The sequence below is a fragment of the Dryocola boscaweniae genome (assembly GCF_025215095.1).
GTDB lineage: Bacteria > Pseudomonadota > Gammaproteobacteria > Enterobacterales > Enterobacteriaceae > Dryocola > Dryocola boscaweniae.
Genome location: NZ_JALHAP010000076.1, coordinates 54098 through 70089 on the forward strand (window position 1 = coordinate 54098; position 15992 = coordinate 70089).

Here is a 15992-nt window from a genome sequence, read left to right on the forward strand (position 1 = left end):
TTGCGCCATCCACCTTTTCATTAAGGATGAAAATTCACCCATTTCTGCGCGGCAGTTCCCGGTTTTGAAATAAACTGAAAGCGTGCCGGATCGTCAATAAACTGCTGATACAGCGGCTCATCGGTAATACCAAACTCACTGTACTGCCGCGGCGAAGCCACCTGTAATCTTCCTGGCATATAACGCCGGTTATGCTGCCAGGCGATATGCTCATCCTGCAATAGCGGATACCAGGCCAGCCCTTTATATGCCCGCACCGCATCGTATTCAAACCCGTATTCCCTGTCGCACCAGGCACCAAAGGTCAGCGGCTCTTCTGGTGAAGCAGAGATAGTGGCATGCGCCCAGCCCGGCGGCACCAGCACTTTTTCTCCAGGTCCCGCGCAGACGGCAAAACAGCGCCCCGGATCGTCGGCGACGTATTCCTGCATATAGATAATCGCTTTGCCCTGCCAGATTTCGTAAAGCTCCGGCGGCGACCAGCCGCTATGCGCGCTGATGCGATGGATGTGGCCCTGGCTACGGATGGGCTCATCGCCCAGCCGCCCGCTTGCGTAAGTCACTACACCAAACAGCAGCATGCGCTTTTTGAGCTCTTCACGATCTTTAAGGCGGGCGACGTCCATCGCGATGGCATAAACATCCTCAGGACCAGCGCACCGGGGATCGCGCAGCGAGGCCCGGATCTGATCGAGCTTACGGATCTCCGGCAGCGGACCCATCACCTCTTCGCCATAGCTGAATCCCATCGGCGAATGATGGATTGTCATATCAAGGCCAAAATCAAAGCGCTGCTCAGCCATTTTGCACCTCTCTGACCTGAACTTTGCCGCCGCGCTCAACCACTCTTAACGCAAAACCCTGCGTCAGCGACGCATAATCGTGCCCGGCAATGCTCGGCCAGACGGCCAGCGCAGAGAGAATTTCGTTTCCGGTATTAATAAGACGATGAGCGCTAAAGCCTGGAATAATATGGACAGAGCCCGGCGACACCCGCTCCAGACGAGCGTCGCCCTTCTCATCTTGCAGCAACAGCAGGCCGGCGCCTTTTAACCCAAAGTAAACTTCCCCCTGCTCCCGACGCTGATGGAAATGCCCTCGGGTCATATAAAACTCATCGCCCACCCGTCCCGGCTGTAAATGCGTAACCCCGGCATACAGCTCTCCTTCACCCTGTGGGGAGCGCAGCATTTCAACTTCATAAATTGGGGTTTCAGGCGAGATTGCCTGCCATGAATCACCATCGTGAAACACGCCGCGTAGATCTCCACTGCGCGTCACTTTTTTAATTACGTTTTCAGCCGAAAACTGACCGTTCAGGAACGCCACGCTCGGCGGCGTGCTAACAGATATGCTCATTAATTTTCTCCGGCCCAAGGAGAACAGCACGGCAAGGATAGCAGATTAATCGATTAACCTCAGATCGGGCCTGCTGCTTTGCAATCGCAATCACACTCTCTGTGCCTGCGATTATTTAATAGCGTAATTGACGATTAGCTGGCCTTTTTTCACTTTGATGCCGGTAATATCAAGGGAGCCAATCTCAGACAGCGAGCTGACGTGCGTACCGCCACACATGTAGGCAGACAGCTCGCCAAACCGTACTTTGCGCCGACCCTCTTCAAATTCAATATGGCGAACCAACCTGTCCGTTTGCCAGCGTTCGATTTTTTCCGTTAACGCAGCGGCATCGGGTACCGCGGCGTATTCCCCGGCGGCAAAGACGATCCGCCCTTCGCCCGGCCAGTGGTGCGCCTTAACCGGCTGCCAGCCGTATTGTTCCCCGGCATAGCCAATCAGATGCCCGGCGGAATGCCAGCGGGAATGCAGCATGCGGGTCGCCGCGTTCACTAGCACATCCACTTCACCTGATTCCAGCGGCTGCGGCAAAATATGCACCACGCTTTCGCCGCGTTGTACTACCTCCTCAACGGGTACGCCAGCAATCCAGCCTTTATCTGCCGGTTGTCCTCCCCCCTGCGGATGGAATAATGTTTTGTCCAGCTCAACCGCATGGCGTCCGTCTGGCTCGGCTATACAGCACGTCACCCGCGCGTGCCCTTCTGTTTCATCGCTTGTGTAATAAAGGCGTTCAGTCATTGTGTCCTCCTCATGATAAGGAGAGTATATTGTGATTATTTACAGAGATAATCCGCCTGATAATCAATGCACTTTTGCCTGGTAAGCACAAATGAATTCTACGCTGCTCCCCGACCTCGCCACTTTCGTTTTGATTGTTGAACACGGCAGCTTTTCCGCTGCCGCCCGCACATCCGGCGCGACGCCCTCCGCCATCAGCCGCAGCGTATCGCGGCTTGAGCGCGAAATGGGGGCTAAGCTTCTGCACCGAACAACGCGTAAGCTTGCGCTGAGCGAAACGGGAAAAACGGTTTATGAGCACGCGCTCGATATGCTGGAAGCCGCCAGGCAGGCGGTGGACTCCGGCAGCAGCCTGCAAACCGTCGCCCAGGGCAGGCTGACGCTCAGCGTCCCAAAAGCGGTTGGCCGGTTCGTTATCCATCCGCTTATGCCTGAATTTCTGGCGCGCAATCCGCAGGTGGATGTTTGCCTGCGTCTGGAAGATCGCTATATGGATTTGATTGATGACGGCGTGGATCTGGCGCTGCGTATCACCAATACTCCTTCGCCAGGGCTCTACGGCAAGCCGCTGATGCCCGTCACGCATATTATCTGCGCAACGCCAGAATATATAGAACGGCATGGCACGCCGAAAGAGCCACGGGATTTACGCGCGCATAGCTGTATCAGCCTGGGCGAAACGCCTGCCGACTCGCGCTGGAAATTCTGTCAGCAAGGTAAAACGGAAACTATTCAGACACATGGCCGGTATGCGGCAAACCATACCGGCGTGCGGCTGGATGTGGTAAAACGCCATCTCGGTATCGGCAGCCTGCCGCTATTCACCGCCCGCGAAGCGCTGGAGACGGGCGAGATCGTTCAGGTATTACCCGAATGGGAGTTTATCAGCACCTACTCCGGCGAGCTGTGGCTGCTGTGGACGCGTAATAAACATATGCCCGCCCGCATGCGGGTGATGATTAATTATCTCAGCGAGAAAATGACCGCGTTGCCCGCCGGTTCTTAAGGAGCCAGCGCCAGCACGTCGGCGACCCATTGTTGAAAGCCCGGAACATCAATATCCAGCGCCACCTGGGTATTAGCCGCCCGGCCCAGCCTTCCTTCAATATCCACCACCGTGGTCCCGGAGGTATAAGTCCCCTGAGTCTCCACCGCCACAAAGCAGGGTTGAGTGGTAAAGAGTTCAGGTTTTACAAGCCAGGCAATCGCGCACAGGTCATGCATTCGCAGACCGGTTGTCATGCTGCCGCTGCGATAATGGCTGAATAATGCATGAAGCATTTTCCCGGTTTGATTTTTCAGCGGAAGTTGCTGCAAATACTGCGGGCTAAGCATCGCTCGGTTGGTGACGTCCAGCCCGCACATGACGATTTCCAGCCCGCTTTCAAAAACGCGTGCCGCCGCCTCAGGATCGATCGCAATATTAAATTCGGCGTTTGGGGTGAAGTTGCCCCGTCCGGCAGAGCCGCCCATCATTACCAGTCTTTTTATTTTATTCCTGCTGTCCGGATATTGCGTTAACAGCAGCGCGATGTTGGTCAGCGGGCCGATGGTGACCAGCGTAACGGGGTCGGCGTTGCTGCTAAGGTATTGATAAATCGCTTCGAAAGCGGGCACCGCGAGCGGTTTACGCGAATGCTCAACGAAAGCGTAGCCTTCCATCCCGGACTCGCCGTGAACATAAGCGGCATCGCGCAGCTTACGCACCAGCGGCGTGGCGGCGCCTTGTGCAACGGGGATATTTTTCTGCCAGAAATGCATGAGCTGCAGCGCATTACGCGTGGTTTTTTCTACCGAAACATTGCCGGCAACGGTGGTGATTAGCTTCAAATCAAGCTGCGGCGCAAAAAGCGCGGCGGCAATCGCCACCGCGTCGTCGATACCGGGATCGGTATCAAGAATGACTGGGGTTCTGCTCATGCTTTTCTCCATAAAAAAATGCCAGACGGTTTAACCCGGCTGGCATCTTCTCATTTTCGTTAACGGCTTGCGTTACTCTACTTCACGAACATCCATACGCAGCTCGCGCGGCACTTCAAAGACGATGTTTTCTTCGCGTCCTGTCAGTTCACGGGTTTCGCTACCGCCCAGCTCGCGCAGACGGGCAAGCACGTTTTGCACCAGGATATCAGGTGCGGACGCTCCGGCCGTGACGCCAACGCATTTCGCTTCTTTTACCCAACCTTCCTGGATATCCCCGGCGTCATCAATCAGATAGGCCGATTTACCCATACGTTGTGCAAGTTCAGCCAGGCGATTGGAGTTGGACGAGTTTTTCGACCCAACGACCAGCACCACGTCCGCCTCATCAGCCAGCGCGCGCACGGCTTCCTGACGGTTGGTGGTGGCGTAACAAATGTCGTCTTTGCGCGGACCAATGATTTTCGGAAAGCGATTACGCAGCGCGTCAATCACATCGGAAGTGTCATCAACAGAGAGCGTGGTCTGCGTCATAAACGAAAGCCTGGATTCGTCTTTCACATCCAGCTTGCTGACGTCTTCCGGCGATTCAACCAGGTACATTCCCCCTTTCGGGTTGCTGTACTGGCCCATAGTGCCTTCCACTTCCGGGTGGCCTGCGTGACCAATCAGAATGGACTCTTCACCACGGCGGCTTGCGCGCGCCACTTCCATATGCACTTTGGTCACCAGCGGGCAAGTCGCATCAAAGACCGTTAAATCACGGCCTTTTGCTTCGTTGCGCACCGCCTGGGAAACGCCATGCGCTGAGAAAATCAGAATCGCGCCGTCCGGCACTTCGCTGATTTGCTCAATGAAAATCGCGCCGCGTTCGCGCAGACTGTCTACCACATAGCGGTTATGCACCACCTCGTGACGGACATAAATTGGCGCGCCGTATATAGCCAGCGCGTTTTCCACAATGCTGATAGCGCGGTCGACCCCGGCACAAAAGCCGCGTGGGTTAGCCAACAGGATCTGCATTCAACGCCTCCAGTACCGGGTTAACTTCCAGTACTTCGATATCAAAATGAATGGTTTGCCCGGCGAGCGGGTGATTAAAGTCAACGGTGATGGAATCCCCGTTTACTTCACGCACGACGCCCGGCATCTCGCTGCCATCCAAAGCGGTGAAAAGCATAATCGCGCCCGGTTCAGGCTCGCCCGCGTCGACGAACTCACGACGAGAGAAATACTGGATCATATCCGGGCTTGGGATCCCAAACGCTGATTCAGGCGCCAGCGAAAAGGCCTTCTTATCGCCAGCTTTTAACCCCACAAGCCGATCTTCCAGGCCCGGCGACAGCGTTTCATCGCCAAGCGTGAAGAGCGCCGGTTTACCGTTATTACGGGTGGACTCAGCGGTGGAACCATCTTCGAGTTTCAGCGTGAAATGCACCAGGACTCTGCTGTTGGCCTGTATAGATTCAGCCATTATTTACCCTTTTTGCTTTGCGGGCTTGTCGGAGGAAACAAAGAATCCCTCCAGCACAATCAGCGCCGCGCCGATACAAATTGCCGTATCGGCCAGATTGAAGGTGGCAAAGTGCCAGTCGCCGACATAGAAATCGATCATATCAACGACAAAACCGTGCCATAGCCTGTCAAACAAATTACCCAGCGCGCCGCCAATAATTAAAGCATAGGCGATATTATTGAGCTTCTGGCTTGCTTTGGCGCGATACATCAGCACCGCCAGCACTACGCAGATACCAATAGCGATACCCGCGAAGAACCAGCGCTGCCAGCCGCCTTTGTCGGCCAGGAAGCTAAACGCCGCGCCGTAGTTACGGGCGTAGTGCAGGTTCAGCGACGGGAACAGCGATACGGTATCCCCCAGCATAAAATGCTGGAGGATAAGGTACTTGCTGCCAAGGTCGATGATTAATACCACGACCACCAGCCACAGCCAGCGCAAGCCGGTAGAAAGAATCGGTTTACTCATCAGGCAAATTTACGCTTTTCGCCGTCGCCGGCTACGTTGACTACACAGCGGCCGCAGAGCTCTGCATGTTCCGCTACCTGACCGACGTCTTTGGTGTAATGCCAGCAACGCGGGCATTTTTCACCGTCGGCTTTGCGCAAGGCGATTTTCAGGCCTTTAACGATTTCACTTGGCTGAGCGTCTTCCGTCGCCTGCGCATAATCCGCAACTTCGGCTTCAGAGGTCAACAGGACGAATCGTAATTCTTCGCCGAGGCTGTTTAGCTTCGCGGCCAGTTCGCTATCCGCGTACAGCGTCACTGCAGCTTCCAGAGAACCGCCAACACGCTTATCAGCTCGCGCCTGTTCGATGACTTTGTTTACTTCGCCACGTACGGTCAGCAAGGTATCCCAGTATTCATTGTTCATCGCTTCGCTATCAGCAAGTCCAAACAGACCTTCGTACCACTCGCCGGTAAAGACGTATTGCTCGCGTTTACCCGGCAGATAACCCCAGATTTCATCCGCGGTGAAGGACATGATCGGCGCCATCCAGCGAACCAGCGCTTCTGCGATATGGAACAGCGCGGTCTGGCAGCTACGACGCGCGACGCTGTCCGCTTTCGCGGTGTACTGGCGGTCTTTGATAATGTCGAGGTAGAACGAGCCCATTTCTACGGAGCAGAAGCGCATCAGGCGCTGGACTACTTCGTGGAAATCATAGCTCTCATAGGAAGCCAGGATATCCGCCTGCGCTTCTTGCGCGCAGCCAACGGCCCAACGATCCAGGGTCACCATCTCTTCCGGTTTCACCATGTCTGTTTGCGGATTAAACCCGTTCAGGTTCGCCAGCAGGAAACGCGCGGTGTTACGGATACGGCGATAAGAATCAGCGGCGCGCTTGAGGATTTCGTCGGAAACCGCCATTTCGCCGGTGTAATCGGTGGAAGCGACCCACAGACGCAGGATATCCGCGCCCAGTTTGTTCATGACATCCTGCGGGGAAACGGTATTACCGATGGATTTGGACATTTTGCGGCCCTGACCATCGACGGTAAAGCCGTGGGTCAGTACCTGGCGGTAAGGCGCTTTGCCTTTCATCGCCGTAGAAATCATCAGAGAAGACATGAACCAGCCGCGATGCTGATCCGACCCTTCAAGATACATATCTGCCGCATGGCCGCCAAACTCCGGGCGAACGTCGACTACGGATGAGTGCGTTGAACCGGAGTCGAACCACACGTCCAGCGTATCCGGCACCTTCGTGTAGTTGTCGGCGTCGTCACCCATGATGTCGCGCGGGTCGAGATCCCACCACGCCTGGATGCCGTCTTGTTCTACGCGCTTAGCAACTTCTTCCATCAGCTCCAGCGTACGCGGATGCAGCTCTTCTGTCTCTTTATGCACGAACAGAGACATCGGCACGCCCCAGGTGCGCTGACGAGAAATACACCAGTCCGGACGGTTAGCCACCATGGATTCGATACGCGCCTGGCCCCAATCAGGGATCCACTGCACGCTTTTGATCTCTTTTAAAGACTGCTCGCGCAGGCCTTTTTGATCCATGCTGATGAACCACTGAGGAGTGGCGCGGAAAATGATCGGCGTTTTGTGGCGCCAGCAGTGCGGATAGCTGTGCAGCAGCTTTTCAACGTGCAGCAGAACGCCTTTATCGCGCAGGATGTTAACGATCAGATCGTTGGCTTTGAAGACCTGAACGCCGTCCAGACCTTCATAGGTGCCAGGCAGATAGCAGCCGTCCGGCCCCACCGGGTTAGCGATTTCCAGACCGTATTTCTGGCTGATAACGAAGTCGTCCGGACCATGGCCACCAGCGGTATGTACCGCGCCAGTACCGGCATCCAGAGTAACGTGCTCGCCCAGAATTGCCGGCACGTCGAAATCCAGGAACGGATGTTTAAAGCGCATCAACTCCAGGTCGGCGCCCTTCGCGGTGCCCAGAACCTGCCAGTCATCGATAGCCGCGCTCTTCATTACGCTTTCGAGCAGATCTTTCGCCACGATCAGCGCCTGGCCCGCAACCTGCGCCAGCACATACTCGAATTCAGCATTCAGGGAAACGGCACGGTTAGCCGGCAGCGTCCACGGAGTGGTGGTCCAGATAACCATCGAAACCGGGCCGTTAACCTGCGTTGCGCCAAATTTGGCTTTCACCGCATCGGCATCAACGGCCTGGAAGTTAACGAAGATGGATGGAGAAGTTTTGTCGTAGTACTCCACTTCCGCTTCAGCCAGCGCTGAACGGCAGTCGACGCACCAGTGCACCGGCTTAGCCCCTTTATGCAGGTGGCCGTTACCGATGATTTTCCCGAGCGCACGGATAATGTTCGCTTCGGTGTTGAAATCCATGGTCAGGTACGGACGTGACCAGTCCCCCAGCACGCCCAGACGGATGAAGTCCGCGCGCTGTCCGTCAACCTGCTCTGCCGCGTATTTACGGCATTCCGCGCGGAACTCCGCAGCGGTGACTTTCTCGCCAGGCTTGCCGATTAGCTGTTCTACTTTCAGCTCGATTGGCAGGCCGTGGCAGTCCCAACCCGGAACATAAGGAGAATCAAAACCGGAAAGCCCTTTGGACTTCACGATAATGTCTTTCAGAATCTTGTTAACCGAGTGACCAATATGAATGCTGCCGTTCGCGTAGGGAGGGCCATCATGCAGAATGAAGGATTTTTTGCCTTTTTTTGCATTGCGGATGATGCCGTACAGGTCATCACCGTTCCAGCGCGCCAGCATGCCCGGTTCGCGTTTGGCGAGATCGCCACGCATCGGGAACCCTGTTTCCGGCAAGTTCAGGGTAGATTTAAAGTCACTCATTAGATTCTCGGTTCCGTATTTCGGTTTGAGGAAAGTCTGCTCAGGCGTTTGACCCGAAAAACTCGCGGGCTGTTACCACGTCTTTTGCGATTTGCGCCTTGAGTTCATCAAGGGAGGCAAAACGCTGTTCATTGCGTATTTTTTTACGCAGCACCACATCTATATGGCGCCCATACAGGTCCATTGCAACGTCGAGCAAATGGACTTCTAACTGCTGGCGCATCCCCGCAACCGTTGGACGAGTGCCGATGTTGGCTACGCCAGGAAGCAGCCTGTCGCCGAGGCCAGCTACTTCTACCGCGAAGACCCCTTTAACCGGGGAAACCTGACGACGCAGCGGTATATTCGCCGTCGGAAAGCCGATGGTGCGCCCCAGTTCATCACCGTGAACGACACGTCCTGAGATGATAAACGGATGCCCTAGCAGGCTTTGGGCCTGCTCAAGGTTGTCATCAGCCAGCGCCTGGCGAACCGCCGTGCTGCTGATGCGCACGCCGCCTTCACAAAATGTCTGCGTGTTGGCGACTTCAAAGCCGTATTCCAGTCCAGCTTTCTGTAATAACAAGAAATCCCCCTGGCGACCAGCGCCAAAGCGGAAATCATCCCCGACGGCGAGAAACTTCACCCCGAGGCGGTCAACCAGCAGATCGCTGACGAAGTTTTGCGCCGTCAGCGCGGCAAAGCGCCGGTCGAACCGGACGCAAAGCACGTAATCCACGCCGCACTCGGCCAGATAACGCAGCTTCTCGCGCAGCCTTGTCAGGCGTGCGGGAGATTTACCGGCGGCAAAAAGCTCAAGCGGCTGGGGCTCGAAGATCATGACCATTACCGGAAGATTGCGCGCACGCCCTTGGGCACACAGCCCTTGTAGCAGAGACTTGTGGCCTCGATGCACGCCATCAAAATTACCAATGGTGAGGACACACCCGTGGTGATTCTGGCGCAAATTATGTATGCCGCGTATCAGCTTCATGGCTGGCTCAAGACAGTGGAAATCGGCGGATTATACCAACTACCACGATGAACGTTAACCAACGATTGCCCCCTTTGGCATAAAGCTTTAAGGATTTCATTACGCTGAAGGGCGGTTTCAGCAAGCAAGCGCGCCATTGAACGAATTTTGTTAGCGAAAGGCTGTATTCGCGCCCGTGAAGCTGGTAGAATCCGCGCCATCACAACGTAAGAGGTGTCGTAAGTTTAACGGCGCTTATTTGCACAAATCCATTGACAAAAGAAGGCTAACCGGGCATATTCCTCGGCCTTTGAATTGTCCACATAGATCATATTTGGGAGTTGGACCTTGGCTAATATCAAATCAGCTAAGAAACGTGCTGTACAGTCTGAAAAGGCTCGTAAGCACAACGCAAGCCGTCGCTCTATGATGCGTACTTTCATCAAGAAAGTATACGCAGCGATTGAAACTGGCGACAAAGCTGCTGCACAGAAAGCATTTAACGAAATGCAACCAATCGTGGATCGTCAGGCTAGCAAAGGTCTGATCCACAAAAACAAAGCTGCGCGTCATAAGGCTAACCTTGCTGCGCAAATCAACAAACTGGCTTAATCGCTTTTTTGTTGTCAGCTTGAAAAAAACCGGCTCACGCCGGTTTTTTTATGCCTGAAATTTGCCGCTTACTTAAAAAGCGCCGAATAATCTCTGTTACACACGCGCCGCACCGCCGGGTGCTGGATCATGCGTTCTGCAAAAATGGCGTGATATTCTTCCATCACATGCTCAATCCGCCCGATCTCAACAATGTTGTTATCGTTGTAGATGTCCTTTCCATAAAGCGTAGGCGCAACAAAAATAGCGTTGTGCGCGGCGCCAAAAGCTTTCATCAGCGCAGCATCGTCAAACTCGCCGAGTATTTCCACCTTCAGGCCCTGTCCGTTAATCCAGTTAAGGATTTTACGTCCAAGCATTGAACGGCGGCCCGGGATCAGTAAACGTCTTGTTTCAAGGCAGGCCGGGAACGGTAAATCCGGTAGCGGGTTCTGACACCAGAAACTGATCCCGCACTCGCCAATCTTGACGGAGAACAGGCCTTCCTGCTGCGTTGAATCAATGGGGCAGTCGGAAATAATCATGTCCAGCTTGTGCTGGCTGAGCTGCTCCAACAGCATTTCGTGGGTGGACTCAAAACAACGCAGATGAATTTGCTCATCTTCAACCACCGCCGCATCCAGCACGCCGCTCACCAGCCGTTTGGAGAGCGCATCGGCAATTCCAACGTCGAACAGCAGGCTGGAGTCTTTGCGGTAGTTGACGATATCCAACATTTCCTGGCTTAGCGTGAACATGCGGTCCGCATAACGGAATACCAGTTGCCCCAGCTCGGAAGGCTCAAGCCCTCGCCCTTTGCGCTTAAACAACTTGCCGTCCAGACGCTCTTCCAGCGCTTTTATCTGACCGGTGATAGTTTGCGGCGTCAGATACAGCGCTTCCGCGGCGCCCACCACGGAGCCTTCTTTACAGACATGCCAGAAATAGTAGAGATGGTTGTAATTGATATGAGACACGCGCTTTCACTCCCTGAGAGATTATCCATTGGCTGACGGCGGTTTTACGCCGTCAGCGGTGAAAATTAGTGTTGTTGCACCCCTGAGGAAAAACGCTTCCTCAGCATACTGTAGCCCACCACGGCGGAAAGCAGCGATCCCATAAGGATGCCGAGTTTCGCCCAGGTGATAAGTGCGGGGTCGACGCTGCCAAAGGCAAGCGAAGCGATGAAGATCGACATAGTAAAGCCGATCCCGCACAGCACGCCCACGGCCATAATGTCTTTACCCGTTGTTCCCTCAGGCAGGCTCGCCAGCCTGAGCTTCAATGCGGCCCAGCAGAACAAGCTGATGCCCAGCGGTTTGCCAATAAACAGGCCGGCAACGATGCCCATCGGCAGCAGCGACGTTAATCCTTCAAGCGTCACGCCATGTAAGGATACGCCGGCATTGGCAAAGGCGAACAGCGGCAGAATTAAGAACGCCACCCAGGGATGCAGCACATGCTCCAGCGCGCGGGCGGGCGATCGCCCCGCTTTTTCTCTCAGCGGAATGAGGAAACCAATGATCACTCCGGCAAGCGTTGCATGAACGCCGGACTTCAGTACGGCAGTCCACAGCACAAGGCCTACAAGTATATACAAGCCGGTACGACGGACGTTGCAGATGTTCAGCAAGGCCAGTACCGCAATCGCGCCCGCGGCTACGGCCAGCGAAAGCAAAGAGAGATCGCTTGTATAAAACAGGGCAATAATAATGATGGCGCCAAGATCATCAATAATGGCTAACGCCATCAGAAAGACCTTCAAAGCAACCGGCACCCGGTTGCCCAACAGCGCCAGAATCCCCAGCGCAAAGGCGATATCCGTTGCAGCCGGAATGGCCCAGCCCTCACGGGTGATAGGATCCTGATAGTTGAAGATCAAATAGATGGCGGCGGGAACAAGCATTCCTCCAAGCGCTGCGATCATCGGGAGAGCAGCCTGGCGGCAGCTTGCCAGAGATCCTTCAACCAGTTCACGTTTCACCTCAAGGCCAATCATCAAGAAGAAGATAGCCATTAAGGCATCATTCACCCACAGCAGCAGGTTTTTGCTGATGTCCAGAGAGCCAATGCGCACTTCGACAGGCGTTTCTAAAAATGCCTGATAAAAGCCGCTGGTGAAATCGAGGTTAGCCAAAACCATCGCCATGGAAGCGGCGATAATTAACAGGATGCCGCTTGCGGCATCGCCATGGAAAAATCTTTGTAGTGTTTTCGTCATTTTTTCATCCTGGATGTAAGCAGCGTAAACAATAAGCCCCTACGAGGTCGTCAAAATAACAGTTGTAATACTTCGATAAAAGCAGGTTATATAGCAAAAATAGCTCGGTAAAAACGAATTAAAACAGAGTAGTTGTTTGCCCGCGTCGAAAATAAAAAACCTGAACCGAAATGACCCGATTCAGGTTTTAATTTTCATGCCCAACCGGATGATTTATTTGGTCAAATCATCAAAGAATCTTTTCACGCCATCAAAGAAGCTTTTGGAACGCGGGCTGTTTTTCTCACCGCTTGGTCCGCCAAAGCTTTCTTCCAGATCGCGTAAAAGCTGCTTCTGTTTTTCATTCAGGCTGACAGGCGTTTCCACTACGACGCGGCACAGCAGATCGCCCTGCGCACCGCCACGTACGGATTTCACCCCTTTGCCGCGCATTCTGAACAGCTTGCCGGTTTGAGTTTCGCCCGGTACTTTCAGGTTCACGCGGCCATCAAGCGTCGGCACTTCAATCTCACCGCCCAGCGCTGCCATAGCAAAGTTAATCGGCACTTCGCAGTAAAGGTTGTTGCCTTCACGTTCAAAGATTGGATGCTGCTTAACCTGCACCTGAACATACAGATCGCCTGACGGCGCGCCGTGTTCACCTGCTTCACCTTCACCCGCCAGACGAATACGATCGCCGGTATCCACGCCAGCCGGGATTTTCACCGACAGGGTTTTGGTTTTTTCTACACGGCCATGGCCATGACAGGTGTTGCAAGGATCTTTAATAATGGTGCCGCGACCCTGACAGTGCGGGCAACTCTGCTGCACGGTAAAGAAGCCCTGACGCATCTGCACCTGGCCTGCGCCGTGACAGGTTGGACAGGTCTGCGGTTTGGAACCGGATTTCGCGCCGCTGCCGTGGCAAACATCACACTCTTCAAGCGTCGGAATGCGGATCTCTTTGGTTACGCCGCGAACGGCTTCTTCCAGCGATAAATCCATGTTGTAGCGCAAATCAGCGCCGCGAGCGGCACGTTGACGACGACCACCGCCAAAGATGTCGCCGAATACATCGCCAAAGATATCGCTGAAATCGGCGCCGCCGCCGCCAAACCCACCGTTAAAGCCGCCGCCGCCCATGCCGCCCTGCTCAAACGCAGCGTGACCATACTGGTCATACGCAGCACGTTTTTGCTCATCGGTCAGGATTTCGTAAGCTTCTTTGATTTCTTTAAACTTACCTTCGGCCTCTTTGTCACCCTGATTACGGTCCGGGTGGAATTTCATCGCCAGGCGCTTGTAAGCTTTTTTGATTTCACGCTCGTCCGCGGACTTCGGGACGCCTAAAACCTCATAATAGTCTTTCTTCGCCATCTCTTTGTTCTGCCCCTAACATGCGTGCACGGGCGTGGAGAAAACTCCTACGCCCGTGCCAGTTATAAACCGCTCAAAGGGCGATTATTTTTTGTCTTTAACTTCTTCGAACTCAGCGTCAACAACATCGTCGTCTTTGCCAGCGTTAGTCGCGTCTGCCGCATTGCCCGCCTGCTGCTCAGCGTGCTGCTGCTGAGCCAGTTCCATCAGCTTCTGAGAAACCTGCGCCAGCGCCTGCATTTTCGCTTCGATGTCCGCTTTGTCTTCGCCTTTCAAAGAAGATTCCAGCGCGCTCAGAGCAGATTCGATAGCAGTTTTGTCGTCAGCCGGCAGTTTGTCGCCCGCTTCTTCAACCTGCTTACGGGTGCTGTGCAGCAAATGGTCGCCCTGGTTGCGGGTCTGAACCAGCTCTTCGAACTTACGGTCAGATTCGGCGTTAGCTTCCGCATCGCGTACCATTTTCTGGATTTCTTCTTCGTTCAGACCAGAAGAAGCCTTGATGGTGATCTTCTGCTCTTTGCCGCTGTTTTTGTCTTTTGCGGAAACGTGCAGGATACCATCGGCATCGATATCGAACGTTACTTCGATCTGCGGCATGCCGCGCGGTGCCGGGCTGATACCATCCAGGTTGAACTGACCCAGAGATTTGTTATCAGACGCACGCTTACGTTCACCCTGAATCACATGGATGGTTACCGCAGACTGGTTGTCTTCAGCGGTAGAGAACACCTGGCTGTGCTTGGTCGGGATAGTGGTGTTTTTGTTGATGAGCGCAGTCATCACGCCGCCCATGGTTTCGATACCCAGAGACAGCGGGGTAACGTCCAGCAGCAGCACGTCTTTCACTTCGCCCGTTAATACACCGCCCTGAACCGCAGCGCCGATAGCAACGGCTTCGTCCGGGTTAACGTCTTTACGCGGCTCTTTACCAAAGAACTCAGCAACTTTTTTCTGCACCATTGGCATACGAGTCTGACCACCGACCAGGATGACGTCCTGAATATCGGATACGGACAGGCCAGCATCCTGCAGCGCAACTTTCAGCGGCTCGATAGAACGGTTTACCAGGTCTTCGACCAGGGATTCCAGTTTCGCGCGAGTCACTTTGATGTTCATGTGTTTTGGACCGGTCGCATCTGCTGTGATGTACGGCAGGTTCACGTCGGTCTGCTGTGCAGAAGACAGTTCAATTTTCGCTTTTTCTGCAGCTTCTTTCAGACGTTGCATCGCCAGCGGATCGTTACGCAGATCGATGCCCTGATCTTTCTTGAACTCTTCTACCAGATAGTTGATCAGACGGCTGTCGAAGTCTTCGCCGCCCAGGTGGGTATCACCGTTGGTCGCCAGAACTTCAAAGGTTTTCTCGCCGTCAACTTCATCGATTTCGATGATAGAAATATCGAAAGTACCACCACCCAGGTCGTAAACCGCGATAGTACGGTTGCCGACTTCTTTATCCAGACCGTAGGCCAGCGCCGCGGCGGTTGGTTCGTTGATGATACGTTTTACTTCCAGACCTGCGATACGACCGGCGTCTTTAGTTGCCTGACGCTGTGCGTCGTTGAAGTAGGCAGGTACGGTGATAACCGCTTCAGTTACCGGCTCGCCCAGGTAATCTTCAGCCGTTTTCTTCATTTTTTTCAGCACTTCAGCAGAGATCTGCGGAGGCGCCATTTTCTGACCTTTTACGTCAATCCAAGCATCGCCGTTATCAGCGCCGATAATTTTGTACGGCATAATGGCTTCGTCGCGCTGCACTTCTTCGTCCTGGAAACGACGGCCAATCAGGCGCTTGATCGCGAACAGGGTGTTCTGCGGGTTCGTCACTGCCTGACGTTTAGCCGGCTGACCTACCAGAGTTTCGCCATCCTGGGTATATGCGATGATGGAAGGCGTGGTGCGATCGCCTTCGGCGTTTTCCAGCACGCGTGCCGTGGTGCCATCCATGATTGCTACACAAGAGTTGGTTGTACCCAGGTCGATACCAATAATTTTACCCATCTAAACGTCTCCACTTAAAATTTGTTCGTCATGTGGTTGTGAACCTGTTAT

The 15992-nt window shown here is 54.2% G+C and carries 15 protein-coding genes; 2 read left to right on the plus strand and 13 right to left on the minus strand.

What is annotated here, in order from left to right; all coding sequences use genetic code 11:
- Positions 1–20: 20 nt before the first annotated feature.
- The 3 genes from MUA00_RS08470 to MUA00_RS08480 form a co-directional block, all read right to left on the minus strand.
- Complete coding sequence (locus MUA00_RS08470; RefSeq protein ID WP_271122661.1) at positions 21–803, minus strand: glucose-6-phosphate isomerase family protein; 783 nt, start codon at positions 801–803, stop codon at positions 21–23.
- Positions 796–1359 carry a glucose-6-phosphate isomerase family protein gene (locus tag MUA00_RS08475; RefSeq protein WP_271122662.1) on the minus strand — a complete coding sequence of 188 codons (564 nt, stop codon included), beginning with the start codon at positions 1357–1359 and terminating at the stop codon, positions 796–798. The genes MUA00_RS08470 and MUA00_RS08475 overlap by 8 nt, the downstream gene beginning before the upstream one ends.
- 111 nt (positions 1360–1470) lie before the next feature.
- Positions 1471–2100 carry an alanyl-tRNA editing protein gene (locus MUA00_RS08480; protein WP_271122663.1) on the minus strand — a complete coding sequence of 210 codons (630 nt, stop codon included), beginning with the start codon at positions 2098–2100 and terminating at the stop codon, positions 1471–1473.
- 91 nt (positions 2101–2191) lie between these two features.
- Here MUA00_RS08480 and MUA00_RS08485 point away from each other — a divergent pair, with 91 nt between their 5' ends.
- Positions 2192–3106: a LysR family transcriptional regulator gene (locus tag MUA00_RS08485; RefSeq protein ID WP_271122664.1), complete on the plus strand. Its 915-nt coding sequence runs from the start codon at positions 2192–2194 to the stop codon at positions 3104–3106.
- Here MUA00_RS08485 and rihC read toward each other — a convergent pair.
- From rihC to ribF, 6 genes are all read right to left on the minus strand, one after another.
- On the minus strand, positions 3103–4020 hold the full coding sequence (gene rihC / locus MUA00_RS08490; RefSeq protein WP_271122665.1) for a ribonucleoside hydrolase RihC: 918 nt from the start codon (positions 4018–4020) through the stop codon (positions 3103–3105). The two genes, MUA00_RS08485 and rihC, sit on opposite strands and share 4 nt — an antisense overlap.
- A 72-nt stretch (positions 4021–4092) precedes the next feature.
- A complete protein-coding gene (gene ispH, locus MUA00_RS08495) occupies positions 4093–5043 on the minus strand; it encodes a 4-hydroxy-3-methylbut-2-enyl diphosphate reductase (protein WP_271122666.1) in 951 nt (316 codons plus the stop codon).
- Positions 5024–5494: an FKBP-type peptidyl-prolyl cis-trans isomerase gene (gene fkpB, locus MUA00_RS08500; RefSeq protein ID WP_271122667.1), complete on the minus strand. Its 471-nt coding sequence runs from the start codon at positions 5492–5494 to the stop codon at positions 5024–5026. The genes ispH and fkpB overlap by 20 nt, the downstream gene beginning before the upstream one ends.
- A gap of 3 nt (positions 5495–5497) precedes the next feature.
- Positions 5498–6004, minus strand: a complete 507-nt coding sequence (lspA, locus tag MUA00_RS08505; protein WP_271122668.1) for a signal peptidase II — start codon at positions 6002–6004, stop codon at positions 5498–5500.
- A complete protein-coding gene (gene ileS / locus MUA00_RS08510) occupies positions 6004–8820 on the minus strand; it encodes an isoleucine--tRNA ligase (protein WP_271122669.1) in 2817 nt (938 codons plus the stop codon). The genes lspA and ileS overlap by 1 nt, the downstream gene beginning before the upstream one ends.
- A gap of 40 nt (positions 8821–8860) precedes the next feature.
- Positions 8861–9793, minus strand: coding sequence for a bifunctional riboflavin kinase/FAD synthetase (ribF, locus tag MUA00_RS08515; RefSeq protein ID WP_271122670.1), 933 nt, complete (start codon positions 9791–9793; stop codon positions 8861–8863).
- Between the two features lie 327 nt (positions 9794–10120).
- Between ribF and rpsT the strand changes: the two genes are divergently transcribed.
- Complete coding sequence (gene rpsT / locus MUA00_RS08520) at positions 10121–10384, plus strand: 30S ribosomal protein S20 (RefSeq protein ID WP_271122671.1); 264 nt, start codon at positions 10121–10123, stop codon at positions 10382–10384.
- 68 nt (positions 10385–10452) lie between these two features.
- Here rpsT and nhaR read toward each other — a convergent pair whose 3' ends face one another.
- The 4 genes from nhaR to dnaK all read right to left on the minus strand — a co-directional run bounded on the left by nhaR (position 10453) and on the right by dnaK (position 15941).
- Complete coding sequence (nhaR, locus tag MUA00_RS08525) at positions 10453–11340, minus strand: transcriptional activator NhaR (RefSeq protein WP_271122672.1); 888 nt, start codon at positions 11338–11340, stop codon at positions 10453–10455.
- 65 nt (positions 11341–11405) lie between these two features.
- Complete coding sequence (nhaA, locus tag MUA00_RS08530) at positions 11406–12584, minus strand: Na+/H+ antiporter NhaA (protein WP_271122673.1); 1179 nt, start codon at positions 12582–12584, stop codon at positions 11406–11408.
- Between the two features lie 213 nt (positions 12585–12797).
- Positions 12798–13940 (minus strand): molecular chaperone DnaJ, encoded by a 1143-nt coding sequence (gene dnaJ / locus MUA00_RS08535; RefSeq protein WP_271122674.1) that lies wholly within the window; start codon positions 13938–13940, stop codon positions 12798–12800.
- Between the two features lie 84 nt (positions 13941–14024).
- Entirely contained in the window at positions 14025–15941 is a 1917-nt protein-coding gene (dnaK, locus tag MUA00_RS08540; protein ID WP_271122675.1) for a molecular chaperone DnaK, read from the minus strand.
- Positions 15942–15992 lie beyond the last annotated feature (51 nt).